Annotated in this window: 16 protein-coding genes; 3 read left to right on the top strand and 13 right to left on the bottom strand. The window is 44.2% G+C overall.

Annotated features, from left to right (window positions below):
- Nucleotides 1-141 precede the first annotated feature (141 nt).
- Genes B3355_RS13000 through B3355_RS12990 form a run of 3 tightly spaced genes read left to right on the top strand, consistent with a single transcriptional unit; the run spans nucleotide 142 to nucleotide 3,773 of the window.
- Nucleotides 142-1,809 (top strand): FAD-dependent oxidoreductase, encoded by a 1,668-nt coding sequence (locus B3355_RS13000; RefSeq protein WP_292784703.1) that lies wholly within the window; start codon nucleotides 142-144, stop codon nucleotides 1,807-1,809.
- Between the two features lie 13 nt (nucleotides 1,810-1,822).
- Entirely contained in the window at nucleotides 1,823-2,794 is a 972-nt protein-coding gene (locus B3355_RS12995; RefSeq protein WP_292784700.1) for an NAD-dependent epimerase/dehydratase family protein, read from the top strand.
- Nucleotides 2,781-3,773: an acyltransferase family protein gene (locus tag B3355_RS12990; RefSeq protein ID WP_292784697.1), complete on the top strand. Its 993-nt coding sequence runs from the start codon at nucleotides 2,781-2,783 to the stop codon at nucleotides 3,771-3,773. The genes B3355_RS12995 and B3355_RS12990 overlap by 14 nt, the downstream gene beginning before the upstream one ends.
- Before the next feature lie 394 nt (nucleotides 3,774-4,167).
- Here B3355_RS12990 and B3355_RS12985 read toward each other — a convergent pair whose 3' ends face one another.
- The 13 genes from B3355_RS12985 to epsG form a co-directional block, all read right to left on the bottom strand.
- On the bottom strand, nucleotides 4,168-5,646 hold the full coding sequence (locus tag B3355_RS12985) for an Atrophin-1 multi-domain protein (RefSeq protein ID WP_235273263.1): 1,479 nt from the start codon (nucleotides 5,644-5,646) through the stop codon (nucleotides 4,168-4,170).
- A gap of 588 nt (nucleotides 5,647-6,234) precedes the next feature.
- Nucleotides 6,235-7,647 carry a hypothetical protein gene (locus tag B3355_RS12980; protein WP_292784694.1) on the bottom strand — a complete coding sequence of 471 codons (1,413 nt, stop codon included), beginning with the start codon at nucleotides 7,645-7,647 and terminating at the stop codon, nucleotides 6,235-6,237.
- 270 nt (nucleotides 7,648-7,917) lie between these two features.
- Nucleotides 7,918-9,015 carry an acyltransferase family protein gene (locus B3355_RS12975; RefSeq protein WP_292784691.1) on the bottom strand — a complete coding sequence of 366 codons (1,098 nt, stop codon included), beginning with the start codon at nucleotides 9,013-9,015 and terminating at the stop codon, nucleotides 7,918-7,920.
- Between the two features lie 26 nt (nucleotides 9,016-9,041).
- Nucleotides 9,042-10,229 (bottom strand): glycosyltransferase family 2 protein, encoded by a 1,188-nt coding sequence (locus B3355_RS12970; RefSeq protein ID WP_047517938.1) that lies wholly within the window; start codon nucleotides 10,227-10,229, stop codon nucleotides 9,042-9,044.
- A gap of 23 nt (nucleotides 10,230-10,252) precedes the next feature.
- Nucleotides 10,253-11,668 carry an Atrophin-1 multi-domain protein gene (locus B3355_RS12965; RefSeq protein ID WP_292784688.1) on the bottom strand — a complete coding sequence of 472 codons (1,416 nt, stop codon included), beginning with the start codon at nucleotides 11,666-11,668 and terminating at the stop codon, nucleotides 10,253-10,255.
- A 19-nt stretch (nucleotides 11,669-11,687) separates the two neighbouring features.
- Nucleotides 11,688-12,896 (bottom strand): glycosyltransferase family 4 protein, encoded by a 1,209-nt coding sequence (locus B3355_RS12960; RefSeq protein WP_292784685.1) that lies wholly within the window; start codon nucleotides 12,894-12,896, stop codon nucleotides 11,688-11,690.
- A 35-nt stretch (nucleotides 12,897-12,931) separates the two neighbouring features.
- The gene (locus B3355_RS12955; protein WP_292784682.1) at nucleotides 12,932-14,074 is read right to left on the bottom strand and encodes a Gfo/Idh/MocA family protein; all 1,143 of its coding nucleotides are present in this window, start codon (nucleotides 14,072-14,074) and stop codon (nucleotides 12,932-12,934) included.
- Nucleotides 14,075-14,134: 60 nt separating this feature from the next.
- On the bottom strand, nucleotides 14,135-15,559 hold the full coding sequence (locus B3355_RS12950; RefSeq protein WP_047517927.1) for an O-antigen ligase family protein: 1,425 nt from the start codon (nucleotides 15,557-15,559) through the stop codon (nucleotides 14,135-14,137).
- A gap of 8 nt (nucleotides 15,560-15,567) precedes the next feature.
- Complete coding sequence (locus B3355_RS12945) at nucleotides 15,568-16,737, bottom strand: glycosyltransferase family 4 protein (protein WP_292784679.1); 1,170 nt, start codon at nucleotides 16,735-16,737, stop codon at nucleotides 15,568-15,570.
- Nucleotides 16,738-16,774: 37 nt separating this feature from the next.
- Entirely contained in the window at nucleotides 16,775-18,211 is a 1,437-nt protein-coding gene (locus tag B3355_RS12940; protein WP_292784676.1) for a lipopolysaccharide biosynthesis protein, read from the bottom strand.
- 16 nt (nucleotides 18,212-18,227) lie between these two features.
- Nucleotides 18,228-18,944: an exosortase C-terminal domain/associated protein EpsI gene (locus B3355_RS12935; RefSeq protein ID WP_292784673.1), complete on the bottom strand. Its 717-nt coding sequence runs from the start codon at nucleotides 18,942-18,944 to the stop codon at nucleotides 18,228-18,230.
- 8 nt (nucleotides 18,945-18,952) lie between these two features.
- Nucleotides 18,953-19,849, bottom strand: coding sequence for an exosortase B (gene xrtB / locus B3355_RS12930; RefSeq protein ID WP_200884057.1), 897 nt, complete (start codon nucleotides 19,847-19,849; stop codon nucleotides 18,953-18,955).
- Between the two features lies 1 nt (nucleotide 19,850).
- Nucleotides 19,851-20,717 carry a chain length determinant protein tyrosine kinase EpsG gene (epsG, locus tag B3355_RS12925; protein ID WP_292784669.1) on the bottom strand — a complete coding sequence of 289 codons (867 nt, stop codon included), beginning with the start codon at nucleotides 20,715-20,717 and terminating at the stop codon, nucleotides 19,851-19,853.
- Between the last annotated feature and the right edge of the window lie 18 nt (nucleotides 20,718-20,735).

The following is a 20,735-nucleotide window of genomic DNA, read 5'->3' as shown; positions in this document are numbered from 1 at the left end:
GTGTGATATGGTATAACCCATCAGGATTATGCGATATAAGACGTTTAACCTATTCCGGAAGCAACACCACTGCTTACACCTCATCTACAGCTTCAATAATAACGCTTATTTGTGAATTTTTTTAAGTGATTTAACAAAAATATGATTNNCCTGTCCTCCGGCTCAACAATTGAAGCAGATGTCTGTATCGTCGGTGCCGGTGCTGCGGGCGTATCACTGGCGCTGTCACTGTCTGGCCGAGGATTGAAAATATTATTGTTAGAGTCCGGGTTTGAGTTTGCGGACGATAAAACCCAGCATTTATATGCCGGTGAGGTGGCAGATGAAAAGCTGCATAGCCCACCAGACAAATACCGCCAGCGCCGATTTGGCGGATCAACCACCATCTGGGGTGGCCGTTGCATGCCCTTCGACCCGATTGACTTTGAGCCGCGTGATTATGTACCGCAGAGTGGCTGGCCAATCAGCTACCAGGACCTAGTCCCATATTATCAACAAGCCAATAAGCTGCTTGAAGCCGGGGTGTACGAATATGATGCAGACAAGGTCTTTGATACTGAGCAGCAAGCAGCGATTAAAGGCTTTAAAAGTGACATCCTCAAAACCAACAATTTAGAGCGATTTTCATGTCCGACCAATGTCGGCGATCGTTATAAACAACGATTAGTGCTGGCAGCAGATGTTGAGGTGTTGCTGGGCGCCAATTGCACCGGTATTCGACTCAATCCAACCGGCGCTCACGTGAATCAGTTGGACATCGCGAGTCTCGAAGGCGTAAAGGCCTCTATTGTCGCCAAAAAAGTCGTTCTGGCCACCGGCGGGATTGAAACAACCAGGCTGCTGCTGGCCTCTAATGATGTCTGCCCCAACGGGATTGGTAACGAGCATGATTTAGTCGGGCGCTATTATCAGTGTCATATTGCTGGCAACCTGGGTAAATTGACCGTGTTGGGCGCAACTAGCAATGCACGCCATGGCTATGAGGTATCCCCTGAGGGTATTTACTGCCGCCGCCGTTTTGCGCTGACCGCTGAGACACAGAAGAAAATTCGTGCTGGTAACATGGTGGCAAGGCTGCACTTCCCAAAAATCGTTGACCCCTCACATAAAGTCGGTGTGCTGTCTGGCTTATTCCTGGCTAAAAACTTCATCAGCTATGAGTATGGAAAACGCCTGAAAGATGGTCAATCCAGCCTCGGCATATATTTAAAGCATTTCGCCAATATCATTCTTGATCCTATTGATACAATTAAGTTTTTGCATCATTGGATTACCAAGAGAACCTTGGCAAAACGCAAATTCCCGTCTGTCATTTTAAGCAACAAAAGCAACCAGTTCACCTTTGAAATCCATAGCGAACAATACCCGAACCCTGATAGTCGAATCACGTTAATAGATGACACTGACACACTAGGCATGCGCAAGGTCAAGGTCGATTGGCGATACTTGCCAGAAGACATTGAGTCAGTACGGCGTTCACTCAAGCTGTTTGTACAAGAGATTAATCAAAGTGGCCTTGCAACTTTTGAATTTAATGACGATCAACTCGAAGAAGACCTCACCAGGTTTGGTGCCTATGGTGGACACCATATAGGTACCACCAGAATGGGCACGACCCCAGAAAACTCTGTTGTGGATGCCAATGGCAAACTCCACAATGTTGATAACTTATATATATCCAGCGCATCTGTCTTTCCAACCAGCAGTCAGGCCAACCCTACCCTGACCATTGTCGCCATGAGCTTGCGCCTGGCAGACCATATTACAGACACTTTACACGCTGGAAAATCATCGCATTCAATCATCTAGTTAGGAAGCACGCATGAAAGTCTTAATCCTTGGCGCTACCGGGCACGTGGGCAGTCGCCTGCACGCGCACTTGCAGAATTCAAACATTTCATCGATTGCCGCCTCCAGAGGCAGAATGCGCAGCAATATTGCCAATCATGTCATTGTCGACAGCATGAATCTGGCAGACCTGACCAAACAATTGCACAATGTGGACGCTGTGGTGAATTGCGTTGCAGGCAGTAAAGACTCGATTGGCGCGGGGGCACACATTCTCGCGCAAGCCGCCTTGGCAGCAGACAAACCGACGATTGTGCATTTAAGCACCATGTCAGTGTATGGTGCCAGTGAAGGTGTGATTACAGAAACATCTCCTTTTGACCCAGATTACAACTGGTATGCCGCTGCCAAATGCGAGGCTGAAAGCCACATGCAAGCCTATGCGCAGGCGGGTGGCAAAGTCGTTGTTTTTCGCCCGGGCTGCATCCATGGTCCAGGCAGTGTGCAATGGGTAGAGCGTATTGCCAACCTGCTTAAAACCTATCGCCTAGGCGATTTGGGCAGTGCGGGTGATGGCTGGAGTAATCTGGTGCATGTCGATGATGTCGTCAAAGCCATTCATTTCGGACTCGAGATGCCATTAGCAGCAGGGGAAATTCAGCACTTCAATCTGGCTGCGCCAGACAGTCCAAGATGGAACCAATATTTTATTGACCTGGCACAGGCAATTGATGCAACGCCGGTCAAGCGCATCCACCCGCTACAACTCAAGTTGGACTCAAAAGCATTCAGTCCCGCGGTCAAAATCTCTCAAAAACTGCTCGCTAAAGCGAAACAAGGTCATCTGGCCAACCAGCTACCAGAGCCACTCCCCCCCTCTTTAGTTCGGCTGTTCAAGCAACATATTTTTCTGGATGCACAAAAAATCTCTGCCAACCTTTCATTCATGACTTATGAGCAAAGTTTTTTAAGTTCTGTTGAATGGTTGAAAAATGAGCAACGTTAATCACCTGACACGCTACGCCTACCTCGATGGCTGGCGGGGTCTCTCAATCCTGGCGGTGCTTATCGGCCACTTTCTTAACATCCACGGCTTCAATGCTGGCAGGTTTGGTGTGGAGATGTTTTTTGTATTAAGCGGGCGGCTGATGGCTGAGATTTTATTTATAAAACATACGCCCTTGCCCAGTTTTTTTAAAAGACGAATCTCACGCGTATGGCCAGCACTGTTTATATTCATTATTGCCATGTGGGTCATCTTTGGCCGAACAGAAACCGATTTGCATGTCGGTTACCAAAGTGTATTGGCGACACTGACATTCACCTATAACTACTACAGCATATATGTCAGCCATACGCCGGTACTGGATCATATCTGGTCACTGTGTATTGAAGAGCACACTTATATATTGCTGGCATTGATTGCCTTTTTATCGAGGAAATATCAATTCGATCCAACGAAACCGCTCATTGCACTTTGTCTGATTTTTCTGGCGAATGGCGCCTTGCTCACTTTTGGCCAGCACCTGGATTATTACAATGTCTATTGGCGATCAGATACAAGGAGTGCTTCGATTTTAATTGGTGTGATCAGCTTTCTGCTTTTTAACCAGTCAGACAAAAAGGTGCATCCGCTCACCTCTATCGCACTGCTTGCGCTGGCAATCGCATTCAACCTTAATCCTATTCCGGATCCGATCAAATATAGTCTGGGAACTATTTGTGTCGCTATCGCCATTTGCACGATCAAAGAATTACCAGACTATTTGATGAAATTTTTATGCCATCCATTGTTAACTAGAATTGGACTGATCTCATTCTCGCTCTACTTATGGCAACAACCCTGTTACAAAATGATTCATCAAGGACACCCTAGAGTCTTCCTGTTAGCTGCAGCCTTCATCATTGCCGCTTTTAGCTATCATTTTATAGAAGTGCCTGTCAGAAAGTTCTTAAATGAGTTGGGGACTAAAAGTAAAGCTTAAGTGATTGCCTTGTTACCTACTCAATACGCACCAGAGAGCCCGATACGGTAGAGGGCTCCCCACCCCGCTAATTACGATGGTGGTCGTATCGTAGTTATCAAATGACCAGGTAAAAGTGACACTCTGCCCGTCAACCAGCGCCTTTGAATCATATCGGTGTGACCCTCAGAATCCGTTGCAGGCATCATATTCGTTGGCCAATGGGGAGTAGTCCGTTCTAAAACCATCTTCTCAGCATCCCGATCATGAATCCCAGCATATCCTGGGCCGACCTTGATAGTTAATGATTTTGAAGAGTCACACCCGGCGGTTATGCTCTGGCAACGCAATTGAAGAGCATATAACCACCGACGCGTAGAGTAAAATAATTAGGTATTTCTATACGAAGTTTGAACTACTTAACGCGCAATAATGTGCCACTTACGCTAGAGCTGGGACCAATGCCGCTGGTCGCATACAAGCTGAAGTAAAGCTCGCCAGCAGGCCACACAAAAGACGCAGATTGTCCATTGGCTAGATCGTAAGTATCAACCCTGGTTTTCCATTGTTGATCGTACATAATCAGTCTCAATTGACCGCCACCCGTTGTAATCGCGGTGAGTTTAAATTTCTCACCAGCGATAGGCTTGGCCCATGAAATTTGACTGATAGAACGACCGGATGGATTGGACTGCGAGATACGCGATGTTGTCGGACCAAAAACGACAGCCTGCTTCCAGGTGTTAAATTTTCCAACTAAGGGGTCAGCTTTATCCCATACGGTTCCACGCTTGACGCCCCAAGGTCCACGCATGGATAAGATATTCAAATTCTTTTCTGGAATAAACGCCCTGCCTGAGGCATCAATCCAAGACTTGACTGAAGTCACCATACGCAAAGACTGGCGAATTAAGTGTAATTCATTAGCGGCTTTTAAGTTATAGCCATTTTTATGCAAGTTGAGCCCAGAACCCGTTTCTGCATAGATCACAAAAGGGGTCCCATAGTTACCATCAACGACATAGGCACCATACACCCTCAATGTATTCGCAATCTTGATTAACTCTGGCGTTTTTAGTTGAGAGACATTAAAACTCGGCGGCAGCATAACTAATGCGCCTTCTGGAATTTTGCCGGTATTGGTTGCGCTGTAGTGATCAGCCGACGTGGCTGGGTAAACATAGCCAGGCGCAGCGCCGGTTGTATCCAGTGACATCGCTAACGCGTGTGGGTAAATTGGGTCACTGCTGGTGTATTCATGTTTGCGGATAATCCCAGCACAAGCACCAATCCCAACGGCTCTTGCCCCATGATAATAATGCGACGGGTCGCCCCAACCAGAACCATTGATCGGAGACCAGGCATACAAATTAGCTGTCCATACGCCATTGATGTTTTTTAGTCTCCAAAATGAATGGATTATCCCGGTTGAAACATCATAAATATCGGCATGACCGTCGCCTCCGGCTGCTGGTACTAAGTCAGCAGGCCAATGAGAGATCTCCACCTGAGGCAGAGAGGTTTCTGCATCCGCGTCATACACACCCTTTGACCCGGGGATAGGTTTTACAACCATGGGACCGCTTGAATCATCGGCAAAAAAACAGCCGGAAGAGTATATACCAGAGTCAATTAAGGGGTTGAATTTGGCAAGAGGTATCACAAAATCTGAAAAACTTGGCGAGATTGGTCGACTATTCCAAAACGAATTCGTCGCAAAAGGCTTTGTGTAGTATTGCCCCATGCGCACTTGATCGCTAGCAGTATCTGTACGTATTTGAGCGCTCGGAACATTAGGGTCTATAGCACTGACAGCATTGATGGCAGTAAATAGCAGTAATGAGGCTAGGCAAGTCTGGGTAATAAAAGGCACTTGTGTGAATGCTTTCATCATTTACTCCTAAAGGGTAAGGTTATGATTTAAATGATCAGCAAGTTGCATGAATCAAACTCGTTGCTTTGCCTAAGTTAGATCAGAATACCAGTCAATCAGGGCCATAAAACCTGTCAGAACTTGTCACAACATTCACGCAATGTTTTTTGCAAAGTGACCAAGTTGGGAAGTTTGATGAACACCATGGTTTAAATTGCTTGATAATCTTGCTTTAATATCAATCAGCAAGATTGCTAAGCAAAAAATATACCATTCAAAAGTGAAGGAGCCCGCGGTGGCGGGGGATGAACAGGTTGAGATGAGGTTTAAGGCAAACGCCGAATAACAGCTAATTGAGTCTGGCTATTCAATCGCTGATGAGATTTTTATGCCATCCATTGTTAACCAGAATCGGGCTAATTTCATTTTCGCTCTAACTATGGCAACAACCCTGTTACAAGATGATCCATCAAGGGCTCCCTAGAGTCTTCCTGGTAGCCGCTGCCTTCATCATTGCCGCTTTTAGCTATCATTTTATAGAAGTGCCTGTCAGAAAGTTCTTAAATGAGTTGGGGACTAAAAGTAAAGCTTAAGTGATTGCCTTGTTACCTACTCAATACGCACCAGAGAGCCTGATACGGTAGAGGGCTCTCCCACTCCGCTAATGGCTATGGCTGTCGTATCGTAGTTGTCCAAAGGCCAGGTGAAAGTGACACTCTGACCGTCAATCAGCGCCGTTGAGTCATAACTAATATAGTCATTTTTTTCCGGATCACGAATCACAAACCTGAGTTTTCCACCGCCAGTGGTAGCTGCAGTCAGTTGATATTTATAACCTTTCTTGGGTTTAGCCCAGGAGACATGTGTCACTGAACGACCAGAGGGGTTGGATTGGGTAATCTCTTCATCAGTTGTATCAAAGACAACGGCTTGTTGCATGGAGTCAAATTTACCAAGCTGGCCGCAGTTGTTGCTGCAAACATCGCTATCTGCCTGGTAGTTATAGCCTCTCGCCCAAGGGCCTCTAAACGAAAGTACATTCAGGTTCTGATTGGCTTGAAAGCTGTTGCCATTACCATCTACCCACCCTTGTACTGAAGTCACCATACGCAACGCTTTCTGAATCAAGGTCAGCTCATACCAACCACTGCCTGTTACGCGAGTCGCAGCGCCGATCTCTGAATAAACAACATATGGTGTACCGTAGTTTCGATCAATGACATACGCACCGTACGTTTTCAGCGTATTCGCTATTTTCTTGACTAAGGGGGTTTGAATCTTGGAAACATCAAAACTTGAAGGCAGCATCAATAAGGCTCCTTCTGGAATTTGTCCGGTATAGTTAGAGACATTGACATCTGTAGAAGTCGCTGGAAATACGTATGATGTTGATAATGCATTATCGGTCAACGAAACCGCTAATGCATGCCTGAACATAGTATCTCCGTCATCGACTTCATGAATCCTGATCATGCCAGCACAAGCTGCTACGCCTGTTGCGCGGCCTCCTTGGTAATAATGTGCCGGGTCACCCCAACCCGTGCCATTTAATGGCGACCATGCATAAAGTAGCGAAGTCCACTCACCATTAACATTTTTCAATTTATAAAAAGAATGAATCACTTTATTTGGCACGTCCAGAATGTCTGCGTGACCATCTGCACCTGTTGCAGGCATTACATTTGCAGGCCAATGTGGAATGGTGAGCTCTGAAACAAGCTTTTCCGCATCCCGGTCGTGAATTCCACCATAGCCTGGACCCACCTTAATTGTCATGGCTGCGTCAGTGGCATCGGCATAAAAGCATGAAGCAGAAAAAGCTGGAGTATTTGCTGTTGGATTGTATAGAGAGTCAGGAATGATGTAGTTTGAGAATGTGGGTGACACCGGAACACTATTCCACAATGAATCTGCGGTGAAAGGTTGCAGATAACTCTCAAACTCTGCAGCCAAAGCGTTGATGCTTGAGAACGCTAAACTGATGGCAAATGCATTTTTATATACATGGTTTAATTTCAACATTCCGGCCCCCTTGCCAATAATTAATTAATATTAATACAATTTACATCAATACTTAAAAACAATGCAAGACATAAATAAACTAAAGTTAACACTTTAAGGCGGGAAAAAGTGGAAAAGCCGGAAAAAGATTACATTTTTGAATAACTAGTTATTAATGGTTAATGGTTAATGGTTAATGGTNNAATGGTTAATGGTTAATGGTGTTGGGCGTGGAAAAACTCGAGAAAAGAGTATTTCCACTTGAAATGGCAGGCTAAAAGCGACGAAATTTTAGTTTTTGATATTTAAAAAACGACGTGATTTTTCACGGAATGGCTTTTCAATGTACGAGTACATGAGTTGTGCCAGCGTGAAGCAAATCATAAGGTAAATGATGCTAAGCAGTATGGATTGCCCAGTAGTGAATTGCGGGGTAGAAATGCCGCGTATAACGACTTCAGGGTGATGAAAAGCAACGCGAATGACTTGGTTGTAGAACCACAACACTGCGCCATGAGACATATAGAGCGAATAGGAAACAGTACCCAGCCAGATGAGCCAGGTCTTTGAAAGATAACGCTTAAATATATTGTCTGGCGTTAGTAAAATTCCTGCAATTAATAAAGCGCTGGCTGGGTAAATAATAAGACCGTACCCATAGAACCCACTCGCTAATATAGTGACGCTCAATATTAGGACGATAGATAGCGGTATGGTAAATACAGGCAGTAAAGCGCCATCTGCGTGGCCATGCTTCAGTATGAAATATGCCACTGTGCAGCCGGTGAAAAAACCGGCCAAACAACGTAACATAAAGTTGTAGTGTTCCGGCTGATACAAGAAAAGAGCAGAAATACAAATTAAACTAATCAGAGGAAAAACAAAGGTTTTTATTTTATTCAGATATAGCGTAATGACCGCAAAAATCAGGTAGGTATAAAACTCAGCACTAATCGACCAGGCGGGGCTATTAAACGTCATCGCCGTTTCGTTGGGCCAGAAGGCTTTGACTAAAAAGAACTCTCGCAAAAATGCATAAAAATTGNNGGCAATACCAAATTTAGTTTGCAATACGTATTTCAGGGTCTCAATCATTAGATAGATAACCAGCATCAATAAATGCACGGGATATAAGCGCCCGAATCTCAAAAACTGAAATCTGGCGACATCGCTCCAGCTTTTCAGCTTGTTCTGGTAAGCCGTGAAAATAACGAAGCCGGAGAGTACGAAGAACAGATCTACCATAAAACCGGCACCATGAATGATGGGCAAGTGGTGAATAAATGGATTCCAATTGGGAAGGTGGTATAAAACCACCAGCAGAGCGGCGATTCCGCGCACACTCTCCAACTCTTCAACTTTAAACTTCCTAGCTTGCGATGAGGCCATACTAATATTCTTTTTCTCTAATTATTTTAGTCTTTTCTGGATTTGACCCACTCGACCTGACGGTTTTTGAAGAAGTTCAGATACAGCTTGATTTTACTGAGTGCATAGACGGGCGCATATGCGAACAGGGACATTAAAGGCAAAATATTTCTACCATGCTTGAACCAGGCAATTAAAACAAAGCCTGTGAATAGTACAAACACCCCTACTCCCAATGACCATGGTTGCGCATCACCAGTCATAAACCATGCGACGGCAGAAACCAAGGCAAATAATGCGGAGAGCAAAAAGAGTAATGCCAATGGTGGAACGATCAAATCCAGCGCCATAGCAATGATTGAGAAGTTGAAAGACCTGATACCTTTAAGCAGGAGTGGCACGCCCTCTTTGACAATCATGCTGATATGACCATGCTCCCAGCGCTTTCTTTGGGATTCAGTGCCTGCATCATGTTCAGGGAACAAGCTAGTGACATAGGCTTCAGGGCAAAAGCCAGGCGCCCGATAGGCGATGGTTAAATCGATGCCCAGCTTCATATCCTCAACGATACTGCCATGCACCAGGTTAGCATTCTCAATTTGCTGCCACGGAAATGCCATGCCGGATCCCATCAGCTGCATGGGTAAGCCCAGGCGATGAAAGCCCAGTGGCCTGGTCCAGCTTTTCACGACATAGGCAAATTCGGCAATTTTGGACTTGATATCGCCACCAGGCTTGGACTGAATCAAATAAAGTGCCTGAATGGCACTTTGTCTGGAAGTTACCGCATTTGCCAGCGCGTCTATCGTCCCGGTATCAATCTGACAGTCTGCATCAAATACCATCACCATTTCTGGTGGAGATTGTTTCAGGAACTGCAGACCGAAATCGAGTGCATAACCCTTACCTCTTTTTTCCTGATCGAATCGCTCAATGGCCTCTACCCCGGCTTTTCTTGCAACTTCAGCAGTGTTATCAGTGCAGTTATCAGCCACAACCACAATCCTTGTGTTGGCAGTTGCCTGTTGTTTAATTGATTGCAAGGTATGCTCGATACCTGCCGACTCATTATGTGCCGGGATCAGGATCGCAATTCGTTCCTGGCTTGGGGCTATTGAAGTTTTACGGTACCCGGGGATGATGGCAACGAGGATTTGAAAGGAAAAGGTTAAAACCGGAATCGCCAATAGCAATAATACAAAGTAAAAGAGTGCGATGCATGCATCATAAATCATAGCGAAATCCTATTAAATCTAAATTATTTATCTGTCGCTCGCAGCAATATACCGCGCGCTGATGAAGTATCACCAACCCCACTCGTCACGACAACGATAGGGTAAAAGTTATCGACAGGCCAATCAAACGTAACCGTCTCGTTATTTTGAAGATCCTGACTATCATAAGCCTGTTTTTTAGTGTCCTTATCAATCAGTTTGAAGCGCAATTTTGCCCCCCCACTGGTCACGGCCTTTAAGGTATAACGCTGTCCCTTTTGCGGTTTAGCCCAATCAACGGCTGGCATCGTGCGATCTGAATAATTGGTCTGTATCACTGGCGAGTCCGTATTCTGGAATACAACAGCTTGCTGGGTTGGGACAAACTTAGCCAATGGCTTTCCATTTGACGGCACCCATGGCCCTCTCATTGAGAGCAGGTTCAGGTTTTTGTTCGGCGTAAATGTTTGCCCATTGCCATCGATCCAGCTACTGGCGCTTTTCACCATGCGTAGGCCCTCTCTGATGACATGTAACTCCTGACCGGCCTTATTATCCCAGCCATTTTTATGAATTCTCAATCCAGAACCGATTTCAACATATACCAAAAATGGGGTACCGTAATTCATATCCACTACATAGGCACCATAAACCTTCAAGGTATTTGCTACCTTTCTCAACTCGGCATTAGTGATGGTGGATGTATCGAAATCTGGTGGCAACATCATTAATGCGCCTTCAGGGACTTTCCCGGTATTTCTTTTCGCACCTGCATCTGCAATTGTCGCTGGAAACATATAGGCGGGTGAAGGTGACAATGCGTTGTTAGTCAGTGAAATAGCTAAAGCATGATGGTACATATCATTACCATCGTTTAATTCATGCTTGCGGATAATCCCGGCGCAGGATGGAACACCAGATGCCCTCGACCCTTGATGGTAATGCGCTGGGTCTCCCCACCCCGTTCCATTTAACGGCATCCAGCCAATATGTGTCGTACGCCAAACATCATCCACTTTTTTCAATTGCCAAAATGAATAGATAATCCCTGTGGTCGTATCAAAAATATCGGCATGACCATCCCCGCCTTCTGCCGGCACTAAATTCGCTGGCCAATGCGGAATGGTGATTTCTTCACTGGTGCTTTCTGCATCGGCATCGTAAATGCCCTTTTTGCCGACGGGCGGCTTGACCTGCATAGGCGCATCTTTGGCTGTGGCCAAAAAGCAATGCGTGGAGTACTTACCTTCTTGCATGGCTGGAAAGTAGCTGGATGTCGGAATCACAAAGTCATCAAAGACGGGGTTTACCGGCTTACTATTCCAAAGTGATTGCGCTGAAAATGGAACCTCAAACGACTCAAATTTACTTACACTCTGTGCCTGTACTATTGCGGAGCCCAAAATAAAGCACACGCATGATAAACGTATCAATGTTGAGCTAATGATGGTAGGTTTCATTGGGCACTCCGTCTAGCAACTATTCAATAAAATGTGCAGCCAACTTGTCTATTTCATGCTGTAAATTAAAGTGCTTTACAACATGAGCATAGGCGGTTGATTTTACCTTGCTACGTAATTCGTGGCTTTCCAAATACATTGAAATGGCAGCTTCAAGGCCATCAACATCTGCAGGTGGAACCACGATACCACTGACGCCATGTTCAATCAGTTCTGTAACCCCGCCGACATTGGTTCCTATCACTGGAACCCCTGTCGCCATAGCTTCCATAAAGGAAACCGGTACGCCTTCAGCAAAGCTCGGCAGAATGAAAATATCACTATCACTGAGTGTTTGCTTGACGGTTTCCTGACTTGCAAATCCGGCAAAAATGACCTTTTCACTTAATCCATTTTCTTTTGTAAGCATTTCCAGGTTATGGCGCTCAGGGCCGTCTCCCAGAAAAGTCATCTTGAAGTCGAATCCTTTTGCATGTAGCGCTGAAAGGCTCTTCAATAAAATCTGCACGCCTTTTTCAGAGGACAAACGTCCAACATAAATCATCTTGGCTGGTGTATCAGTTAATTCTCTCGCGGGCGTAGGGTCATAATTGAATAAATTAAAGTCGATACCACAATGCACGATCTTTAACTTATGCCAATCTTCAGCATTTGAAAACAACATCAACTGGCTTTTGCAGTAGTGGCTAATACATGCGATAAATTTTGCGTATTTAAGTTTTAAGTCAAGTGCCCAGACCATTGGTTCAAAAAAGATGTGGGGGCCATGAATGGTAATGCTGTAATCTACGCCTGCCAGCAGGCTGGCAAGCATGGTAATGGTGCCGCTACTATCCCCGAAGTGATTGTGTACATGGTCAATCGATTGTGACTTGAGCAACTCAGCAAGAATGAGTGCTTCCTGAAAGTAAAAAAGTTGATAAATAAACCCTTTTACTCCCGGCCTGGCAGACTTTAAAGCAATCCTGAATGTGCGAAAAAACAGTTTGGGATTTTGCACGACTGATTTAATGTTCAAGCACAGTAATTTCAGCGGATTAAATGGCAATAAATAGGTAGTCGTTTCAAATATCTGCTTGATTTCATCGCTGACCAAATGTGCTGCCTGTGGGCGATTGACTGCAATGGTTACGACTTCATGGCCCCGTTGCCTTAAGCCACTGACTTCACGCTGAATAAACGTGTCAGTAGCTCTGGGATAGATACTAGTAAAGTAAGCGATACGCATAAAGTCTTTCGAGGGTGTATTGCGGGTGAAACTACTTATTTAAGAGCGCCTGCCCATGGCATGGGTAACAGTTCTGGACATTCCGTTTTCATGATCTGTACACCAGTGTTATCCATGGCATTTTGAATGGCCAAGGTCACTTCATTTAAATGTAATGAAAAATCAGCAGTGCTTCTTGAGCTGCGCCCATCCTTAATGGATTGCAGAATTTCATATGGGCCAAGTGCAAAGTTCATCGCGGTGGCACCTTTTCTTGGTGCCATCGGGTGTGTGGGGCCTTTTAGTTTCACTTTTTTGGCAAAAGGACTATTGACCAGGCGGCGTCTTAACACAAAGCGTTTTCTGACTTTAACTGTTGCTGCGTTATTCCAGGACTCATTTACCTCGATGACCCCATCGTCGCCAATAATGCGCAAGCCATGATTGTGCGGCGCAACAATACCACAGGTGATTCTGGCCACAATGCCTGATTTGAAAAACAGGGTCGCCGTTGAATAGTCCGGCGCAGTTTTACTTACACCTGGGATTTTGTTTTTGATGAGTTCCGCAGAAGCTGCAACGACCTTTTCAACGCTGCCAAACATCATCATCAGCCATGACAAATAATACCCGGCATGCTCTAAAGTACAGCCAACTTTAAATTCATCCTCATATGGCCATGGCGCGCCTGACTCACTCATCCATTTTTGATATGGGGCTTGTGTGACATAGTCGTCGTCCAGTTCGGCATACACCAATAATGGCTGACCGATCATCTGATTGCGTAACGCTAACCATATCGTCTGTGCAACTTCACTGAGATAGCTACACGGTGCAGAAGACAATATCAAATTCTTTTCTTTGGCTAGCGCATGTAATTCAAAAGCATGATCCATTCTGATACTTAATGGTTTTTCACTATACACATGCAAACCAGCCTCAAGGCATGCCTTACTCACCTCGTAATGTGCATGCGGGTTTGTGAGATTAAGTACTAAGGAGGGTTTTTCAGCAGATTCTTGACCTAATACTTCAGCTAATGAGCTTGCTGGTGTGACTTGCCAATAGTCGCAAAAAACCTTTAAACGTTCAGGATTGATATCATATGCCTTTAAGACCTTAATATCGCTGAATGTTTGCAGTGAGCGCATATAAAAGTCGGCGACATAACCAGTGCCTATAATTGAAACAGTGTACATAAAAAGCTCTTTAATAAACTAAATTAGATATCGTCAGCAACCAGGCCGATACATAGAGAACTATGCGATTGGTTTTAGCGTAGTGGTTTGCGCTGGCGTAGAATTCGACAAAGATACTTTACTGATTGAAATACCGATCAGAAACCACATGTACCACTCGACAATCAGATAGTCCAGCAAGTTATCCATAAATGACTGCAGTAGAATTTGAGTGAAAACAGCCGTCACTGTAAAAATTAATAACTTATCTCGGTTATATATCTTAAACAGCATCCGATAGAAGTTCGTGAATAATGCCAGCAGAATGAATAACCCCACTATCCCAAGTTCAAAGAACGTCTGAACGTAAATATTGTGGGCATTAATATCAAAGTCTTGTGTTTGGAATGCGTTGGCCATCGCAAATTTTTGAGAGAATTGCTGAAAGCTGGAAACACCGTATCCGAAAATGTAATGGCTATTATTCATCCAGGCGATACTATCGCCCCAGATTTTCACCCGCCAGGCAAAAGAGTTTAATCTTTCATAGCCTGTCGACCCGAAGTCATTACCTGTCGTCAAGTCAGCAATCCTGTCTTGCACCTCAGGAATGAGAAGCGCAAAAAACGGTGCAGCCACCACAACCACCAGGAATTTGCGCTCTTGTAGCAATGCATACATCAGGAAAAACAAGTAGGTTACGCCCCAGGCAGACCTTGTTTTTGTCATGAGCAGCATACCAATTAAAATCAGTATATAGATGGGCAACAGCCTTTTAACACTTGAGGAAATGCTAATGGTTTTAGCTTTGAATAAGTAAAAGCAGACTGAAATAATGAGAACTAAATAAGTCGAAAATGGATTGGCATGCGGGAAGGTGCCTTGTAGTCGCAAACCTTCATAGCGATAAAGCTTCAAGCCACCAGTACCAAGTGCAATGGAGTATATGCAGTAAAGCATCGGAATCAGTGATGATAAGGCTATCGCTTTAATCCACTTGTCAAAGTCTTCTGGCTTTTTGACCACATGCAAACCTAGTGCAAACATTGATGCATAGGAAACATAGATTAAGAACACTTTTAAGCTGGGAACAAATGAAGGCGCGTAAAAAGTGGATACGAATGCCAAAACCAAGAAAAATAACCAAGACTTTTTAAGGCTATTCAGATCAACATTTAATTTGACTGGCTTCTCAAATAAAGTCAGCAATGCGATCAAAATTACTAATGCATTTAAAACGGCGCCTAAGCCAAAACTTCCTAATTTAATTGCGTTGAATGCCGAGTCTAACGACGCCCGGGTCACAATGACTAATAAGAAAAAAGCATAGCGGTCGAAGAAAAACAACAGGCCAATCACAAGTACAACTGGCGGTGCTAATAAAAACACATAATTCGTGTTGATTAACTGCACAAAGGTTAGCGAAGCCAAGCCAAAAAATAGGCTGGCAAAAATAGCCAAAAAGACCAGCAGTGCTTTTGGTTTATTTACGGTTAATTTAGCCACTTTTTTGCCTATTGTTGATGGTCACTGAGTTGACGATACAAATGAATATAGCTCTTGGCTATATTAGAAATTGAAAACTTATCACTTAGCGTTTTTACTGCGGCTTGGATATCCGCTTGTTTAGCCGTCTGTATCAAGTTGAGTGTCTGCTGCGCAAACTCTGCTGGATTGTGCGAATAGTTAATAGTACCAATCCTGTGATCTGTGATGATATCTTCAGTCACACCCTGAATATTCATGGCAGCAGTTGGCAAGCCACAAGCCATTGCCTCAATCATGACTGTACCGAAACCTTCTTGTCTTGAGCAGAATAGAAAATAATCGGCCGCCTTTGTAAATTCATGCACATTGTATTGCCTACCAACAAAATGAATGTTTTTTAACTGCTGCTTAGCAATAAATGCCGACAAGCTCACATAATAGCTATTAGACTCCACATTGTCTGGTCCAACTATGACAAGCGTTGCTTCTGGCATGCTTTTTTGAATGTCAGCAAAGGCCTGCAATAGCAAATCATATCCTTTGCGATGTTCAACTTTACCAACGGAGAGAAAAACTGGAGCTGTCGCTGGAATGGTTAACTTTTCACGTAGGCTTTTCTTCAATTCAGGATCAGGAATAAAGAAGTTTTCTTCGTCAAAACCATTAAAGATTTTTTTGACTACCTGATCATCAAAGCCAGCTTGGTAAGACCGTTGCTGAAGCTCTTCTGAAATTGCAATCATGTGATTTGCTGATCTTAACCCCCACATGAAAAACGGCGACAGTAACTTCCGGCTTTTAAACGCCATGGGATCATCAACACCAACCAGTGTTAGTTTGAGAATGACTTTTTTCCCCATCAACCTGATAATCGGGAACGTCAATAATTCCAATCCACGGATAGCATGAAAGTGGACGATTTTGAGGTCAGGTCTAAATAATAAGAACTTGATAAGCTTAATCGAGAAAATCAGCTCACGGATTTTCGAATGTAAATTTTCAGAATAGGTTTTTAAACGAGTCACGACTACGCCATCGTACTGGTCATTATATATCGTCGGTTTCGTTGCATTGTCAGATAAAAACTCAACCTGGCAGCCCTGTTTTATTAACTCTTTAGCCAGCCTCAAAGATTGCACGGAGGCACCGCCAAATGTTGGAGGGAAGAACATTGAAACCATCAAAATTTTATTCATGAAACCTAATATCTTTCGGTAGTCAATATAGATGCACTCAAGCCGTTTTGTTTTTAAATATTTTCGACAGGTAACTGTTAAAGGTTTCCCTCAGGAACAGGTAATATGCTGCGAAGTAAATAGTGATACCCAAGCTTGTCAACACCACTAACGCAGCCACATTGTTCCACCACATGCCAAGTGAATGCCAATAAATCGCTCTTAGGACCACAGACATGATGACGGCAATGGCTAGAGGACGAATACAGGCATCAAGCATCTGTATCGCACTACAGTTAACCAAGCTACCAGCAATTCTCAAGGAAATGAGCCCGGAAATAACACTTGCATAAAAATACCATTCCGCGACACCACTGACGCCGTGTTGTGCGCCTAGCCAAAATGCAAGCAGATGCAAGACAGCATTAAACAAAGATACCCACATGAGTAGTTTTGTTTTGCCTTGCGCCATAAATACGGTTCCCGTTGTGCTGGAGATTGATTGCATAAAGCCTACGGGCGTTAACCATGCCAGAACACTTGAAACTTGCAGCCATTGCTGCCCAAACGCAACCTCAACGAACACTTCCCTGACGGAAAATATGCCTGCCATTAAAGGTGCGGTCAGAAAAGCAATAAAGCCCAATGTTTGCAAATATAATTTCCCCATTTCATCGGGGGCATTCTGCTGACGGCTCATCACTGGGAATAAAGCCCTGGAAGCGGCCCAGGTGATATTCTGCACAGGCAATAGCATCACTCTATAGGCCATTGAATATACCCCTAGAGAAACTGCGCCTAGCAATCGACCAACAACCATGCTGTCGGCGTTTCTAAAAAAATAGGTAATGACCTGAAATGCTGTCATGTGCCCTGTAAACGGCAGAATCGCTTTCAACTCGCCGATTGTTGGTTTGCCTTTTGGGCGCCAGTCTGAAGTGATCCAGATAAGTATGGAGGACAATAACGCCATTAATATGGCTTGTAACACCAGGCTGTAAACTCCTGCACCATTCAGCGCAGCAATAACGGCGACTACCATGGCAATTATCGATGAAGTGAGTTCGATAAAAGCCAGCTTCTTGAATTTAGACTCACGCTCCAGTAGTGCTTGATGCGATATTGATGAACTTGATATCGGAAATACAATTGCAAGCATCAGTAAGATATTAATGAGCTCACTATGTTTAAAGTAGCCCGCAATTAATGGCGAGCAAGCCATAATGATGATCGCAATCAACACACCAACCAATATATTGAACCAAAAAACAGTATTGATAGTGTTGTGTGCCAGGCCTTCTTTTTGAATAATGGCAGCCGATGTTCCTTGATCGCGAAGCAATAATGCAAAATTAGTCACGACCGTTGCCATGGCCATTAAGCCATAATCACTTGGCGGCAGTATCCGTGCAAGGACAAAAATGTTTGCTAGCTGTGAGACTATTCTTGCTGTTTGTGAAACAGCAACCCATTTGACGTTTGAAGCCGCAGACATGCAATCACAATTCTAATTAGTTTGGTAGGAGTAAGCCTGGCGACTGTTCTTCAACTACACTGGAAAATTCCCCAAGGAATTTCTCATGTAATTCATAAGCCTCTTTCGTTTTGGAGTCATCTGCTAACACTGATGAAACGCGAACCAGAATGCCATCATCAAGGCGTCTCTTGAACAAGCCATCAGCAATGATTTTTAAACGCATTTGCAGCCCAGAGGTCATAGTGCGGTCACCGACACGAATCCAGTAACTGACTGCCTCAAAATGGTTTTGACCATAGTATAGCTGGCGCTTACCAATCACCGGAGCCGTTGTCTTGATCTGATCAAAAGAGACAATGTCTGTTTTCTGCATTTGATAGCCTTGTGCCGGATAACAGATGTCAGGTTGGTGTATTTTCACATCCTGGCGTTGCTCTTTGGCGTAGGCCAAGGCAACCATCACCTGATTGCCATCCTTGTCAGCATAAGTGCGCATCAGGGTGTCATCATATAGCTGATTAATCAGGCTTTTTTCATCACTGACAACACTTACTTGAGGGGTTGACTGTTGAACCTCGACCCAGCCATTGATCACTCTGGGAATATTTTTCTCAAAGTTACTCTCACTTTTTGCATAGTGTTCATGCGGCTTGAGGAAGCTTGCTACGCCGAGGAACACGATGCTGACCAGTAATAGTTGCAACCCTGTGGCAAGTTTCACGTCCGGTAGTTTGAGGTATAAATCTTTCATCGTAGGCACTAATCTTGGCTCAGCAAGCTATTAAGTTTGAATTTTTCGGCAACTTTTTGAATGAGTGAGTCAATCACAATAATCAAAATCAATGCAGTCAGGAAAAGTACCATGCCTGAGAAATTATGTAAGAAGCCCTGCCCTGCTTCGTCACCCATATGAAAAGTGATTAAAGCGAGCGTGCAAACGCGCAATACGTTTGAGATAAAAGAGATTGGGACGATCAATACTGCGAGCAATACATTACGCCAAAAGGCCTGATGGTTGATCACATTGATATACAACAGACCAATGGCTTCCAAGGTAAACAATGAGTTCAGGCCAGCACAGGCATCAGCCACCAACAGCTTATATTGACCAATTTGCAGGATTACCCCTGAGCGCGCAATTGGGTAATCCAGTGCATACAAGAGATGATCTGCAGCAAAAGAGACGGCAATTTTCATTGGTTGAGTCAGTGTATCAATCACTGATGTTGGCCAAGGAATGAGGAATACGAAAAAGAACAAGGCAAACCAGTATTTAATGGCTATTTTAGCCCCGAAAATAATGCACAGCAGGCCGCATAGTATAAATACCAACGACAAGATAGAGATGATATAAACACTCTGTGAGTAGCCTACGATGTATAAGCTGGCACCGAATATAATAAATGGCCAGCCGACAGTGGGTGCAGGCTTGAATGTTTGCGGCTTTTCCAGGATTTGCCTGGTCTTAAAGTAGAAGAACCAGATGCCGATAGCCAATACAATTGGTCCATGCGATTGGGTATCAGTATTCCAGACAGTGACGAACAGGTCATGAAATACTGGTGTAAACAGGATCAAGATCGATAGCAATATAGCAATATAGCCATACATTTTCTGATTTGACCCAGCAGGGCTTGTCACTGGTGCAACTGACATGCTAGCCCGCATTCAAAGCAACTTGAACATCAATGCCTAAGCTGCGACAGGCCTCATATGCTTCTTGAGTATCTTTTAGGGTAGTGATGTTTTGCAGTGTAGAAATCAATACGCCCCCCACTTTTTTGGCGACAATTTGCGCATCTGACGACTGCAATAGTGGCGAGGTATCGATAATGATCACATCGTAGTGTTCAGCAAAGCTGTTTAGTAAATCATCCAGTGCGTCTTTATTGAGAAGCTCCTGTGGATTAGGAGGCGTTGCACCAGCTGTCAAAATGCTTAAATTCAATAAAGAAGGGATTCTGACTACAACATCTGTTGAAGCTCTGCCTACCAGAATATCAGACAAGCCATGATGGTTGTTCAGCTTGAATAACTTATGCTGGGATGGGTCACGCAAGTTGGCATCAATCAACAGTGTACGCTCACCCAGTTGAGAGAATACAACTGCCAGGTTGGACGCCAGTAAACTCGCACCATCTGCTTCTCTGGCTGATGAAACTGCAATCGTTTTAAAGCCGCGTTCAAACCAGCGCAAAATTAATTGCGTGCGTAAAGAGCGCAGGGATTCAACTTGTTTCGAGAACGGATCAAATGCTGCAATTAAACCTGTATTAAATGAAGCTTTATCCGGGGTGATATAAGGATAATCAAACTGATAAGACAATGCCTGATTGATATCTTCTATAGAAACAAAACCCAATGCCAAGGCAGCCTCGCCAAAACGCATTGATTTTTCTTTCTGAAACTTAAGAATACGCTCAGCATCTTTCTCAGTAATTTTCCCCATATCAAGCAACAGGTGCCCGATACTGGAAGAAACTGTTTTCAAAGGCGCTTTGTTCTCTGTTTCAATAATATTCATACGCAATCACTTTTTGCC

Source organism: Methylophilus sp. UBA6697, assembly GCF_002454655.1.
Taxonomy (GTDB): domain Bacteria; phylum Pseudomonadota; class Gammaproteobacteria; order Burkholderiales; family Methylophilaceae; genus Methylophilus.
The sequence above is the reverse complement of the archived record's forward strand: the minus strand, read 5'-3'. Positions and strand labels throughout refer to the sequence as shown.

Bases quoted from the DNA above. Each gene is read 5' to 3' on its own strand.
- B3355_RS12995 (WP_292784700.1), top strand. From the start codon at position 1,823: ATGAAAGTCTTAATCCTTGGCGCTACCGGGCACGTGGGCAGTCGCCTG.
- B3355_RS12965 (WP_292784688.1), bottom strand. From the start codon at position 11,668: ATGAAACCTACCATCATTAGCTCAACATTGATACGTTTATCATGCGTG.
- B3355_RS12960 (WP_292784685.1), bottom strand. From the start codon at position 12,896: ATGCGTATCGCTTACTTTACTAGTATCTATCCCAGAGCTACTGACACG.
- B3355_RS12955 (WP_292784682.1), bottom strand. From the start codon at position 14,074: ATGTACACTGTTTCAATTATAGGCACTGGTTATGTCGCCGACTTTTAT.
- B3355_RS12940 (WP_292784676.1), bottom strand. From the start codon at position 18,211: ATGTCTGCGGCTTCAAACGTCAAATGGGTTGCTGTTTCACAAACAGCA.
- B3355_RS12990 (WP_292784697.1), top strand. From the start codon at position 2,781: ATGAGCAACGTTAATCACCTGACACGCTACGCCTACCTCGATGGCTGG.
- B3355_RS12985 (WP_235273263.1), bottom strand. From the start codon at position 5,646: ATGATGAAAGCATTCACACAAGTGCCTTTTATTACCCAGACTTGCCTA.
- B3355_RS12945 (WP_292784679.1), bottom strand. From the start codon at position 16,737: ATGAATAAAATTTTGATGGTTTCAATGTTCTTCCCTCCAACATTTGGC.
- epsG (WP_292784669.1), bottom strand. From the start codon at position 20,717: ATGAATATTATTGAAACAGAGAACAAAGCGCCTTTGAAAACAGTTTCT.
- xrtB (WP_200884057.1), bottom strand. From the start codon at position 19,849: ATGTCAGTTGCACCAGTGACAAGCCCTGCTGGGTCAAATCAGAAAATG.
- B3355_RS12980 (WP_292784694.1), bottom strand. From the start codon at position 7,647: ATGTTGAAATTAAACCATGTATATAAAAATGCATTTGCCATCAGTTTA.
- B3355_RS12935 (WP_292784673.1), bottom strand. From the start codon at position 18,944: ATGAAAGATTTATACCTCAAACTACCGGACGTGAAACTTGCCACAGGG.
- B3355_RS12970 (WP_047517938.1), bottom strand. From the start codon at position 10,229: ATGATTTATGATGCATGCATCGCACTCTTTTACTTTGTATTATTGCTA.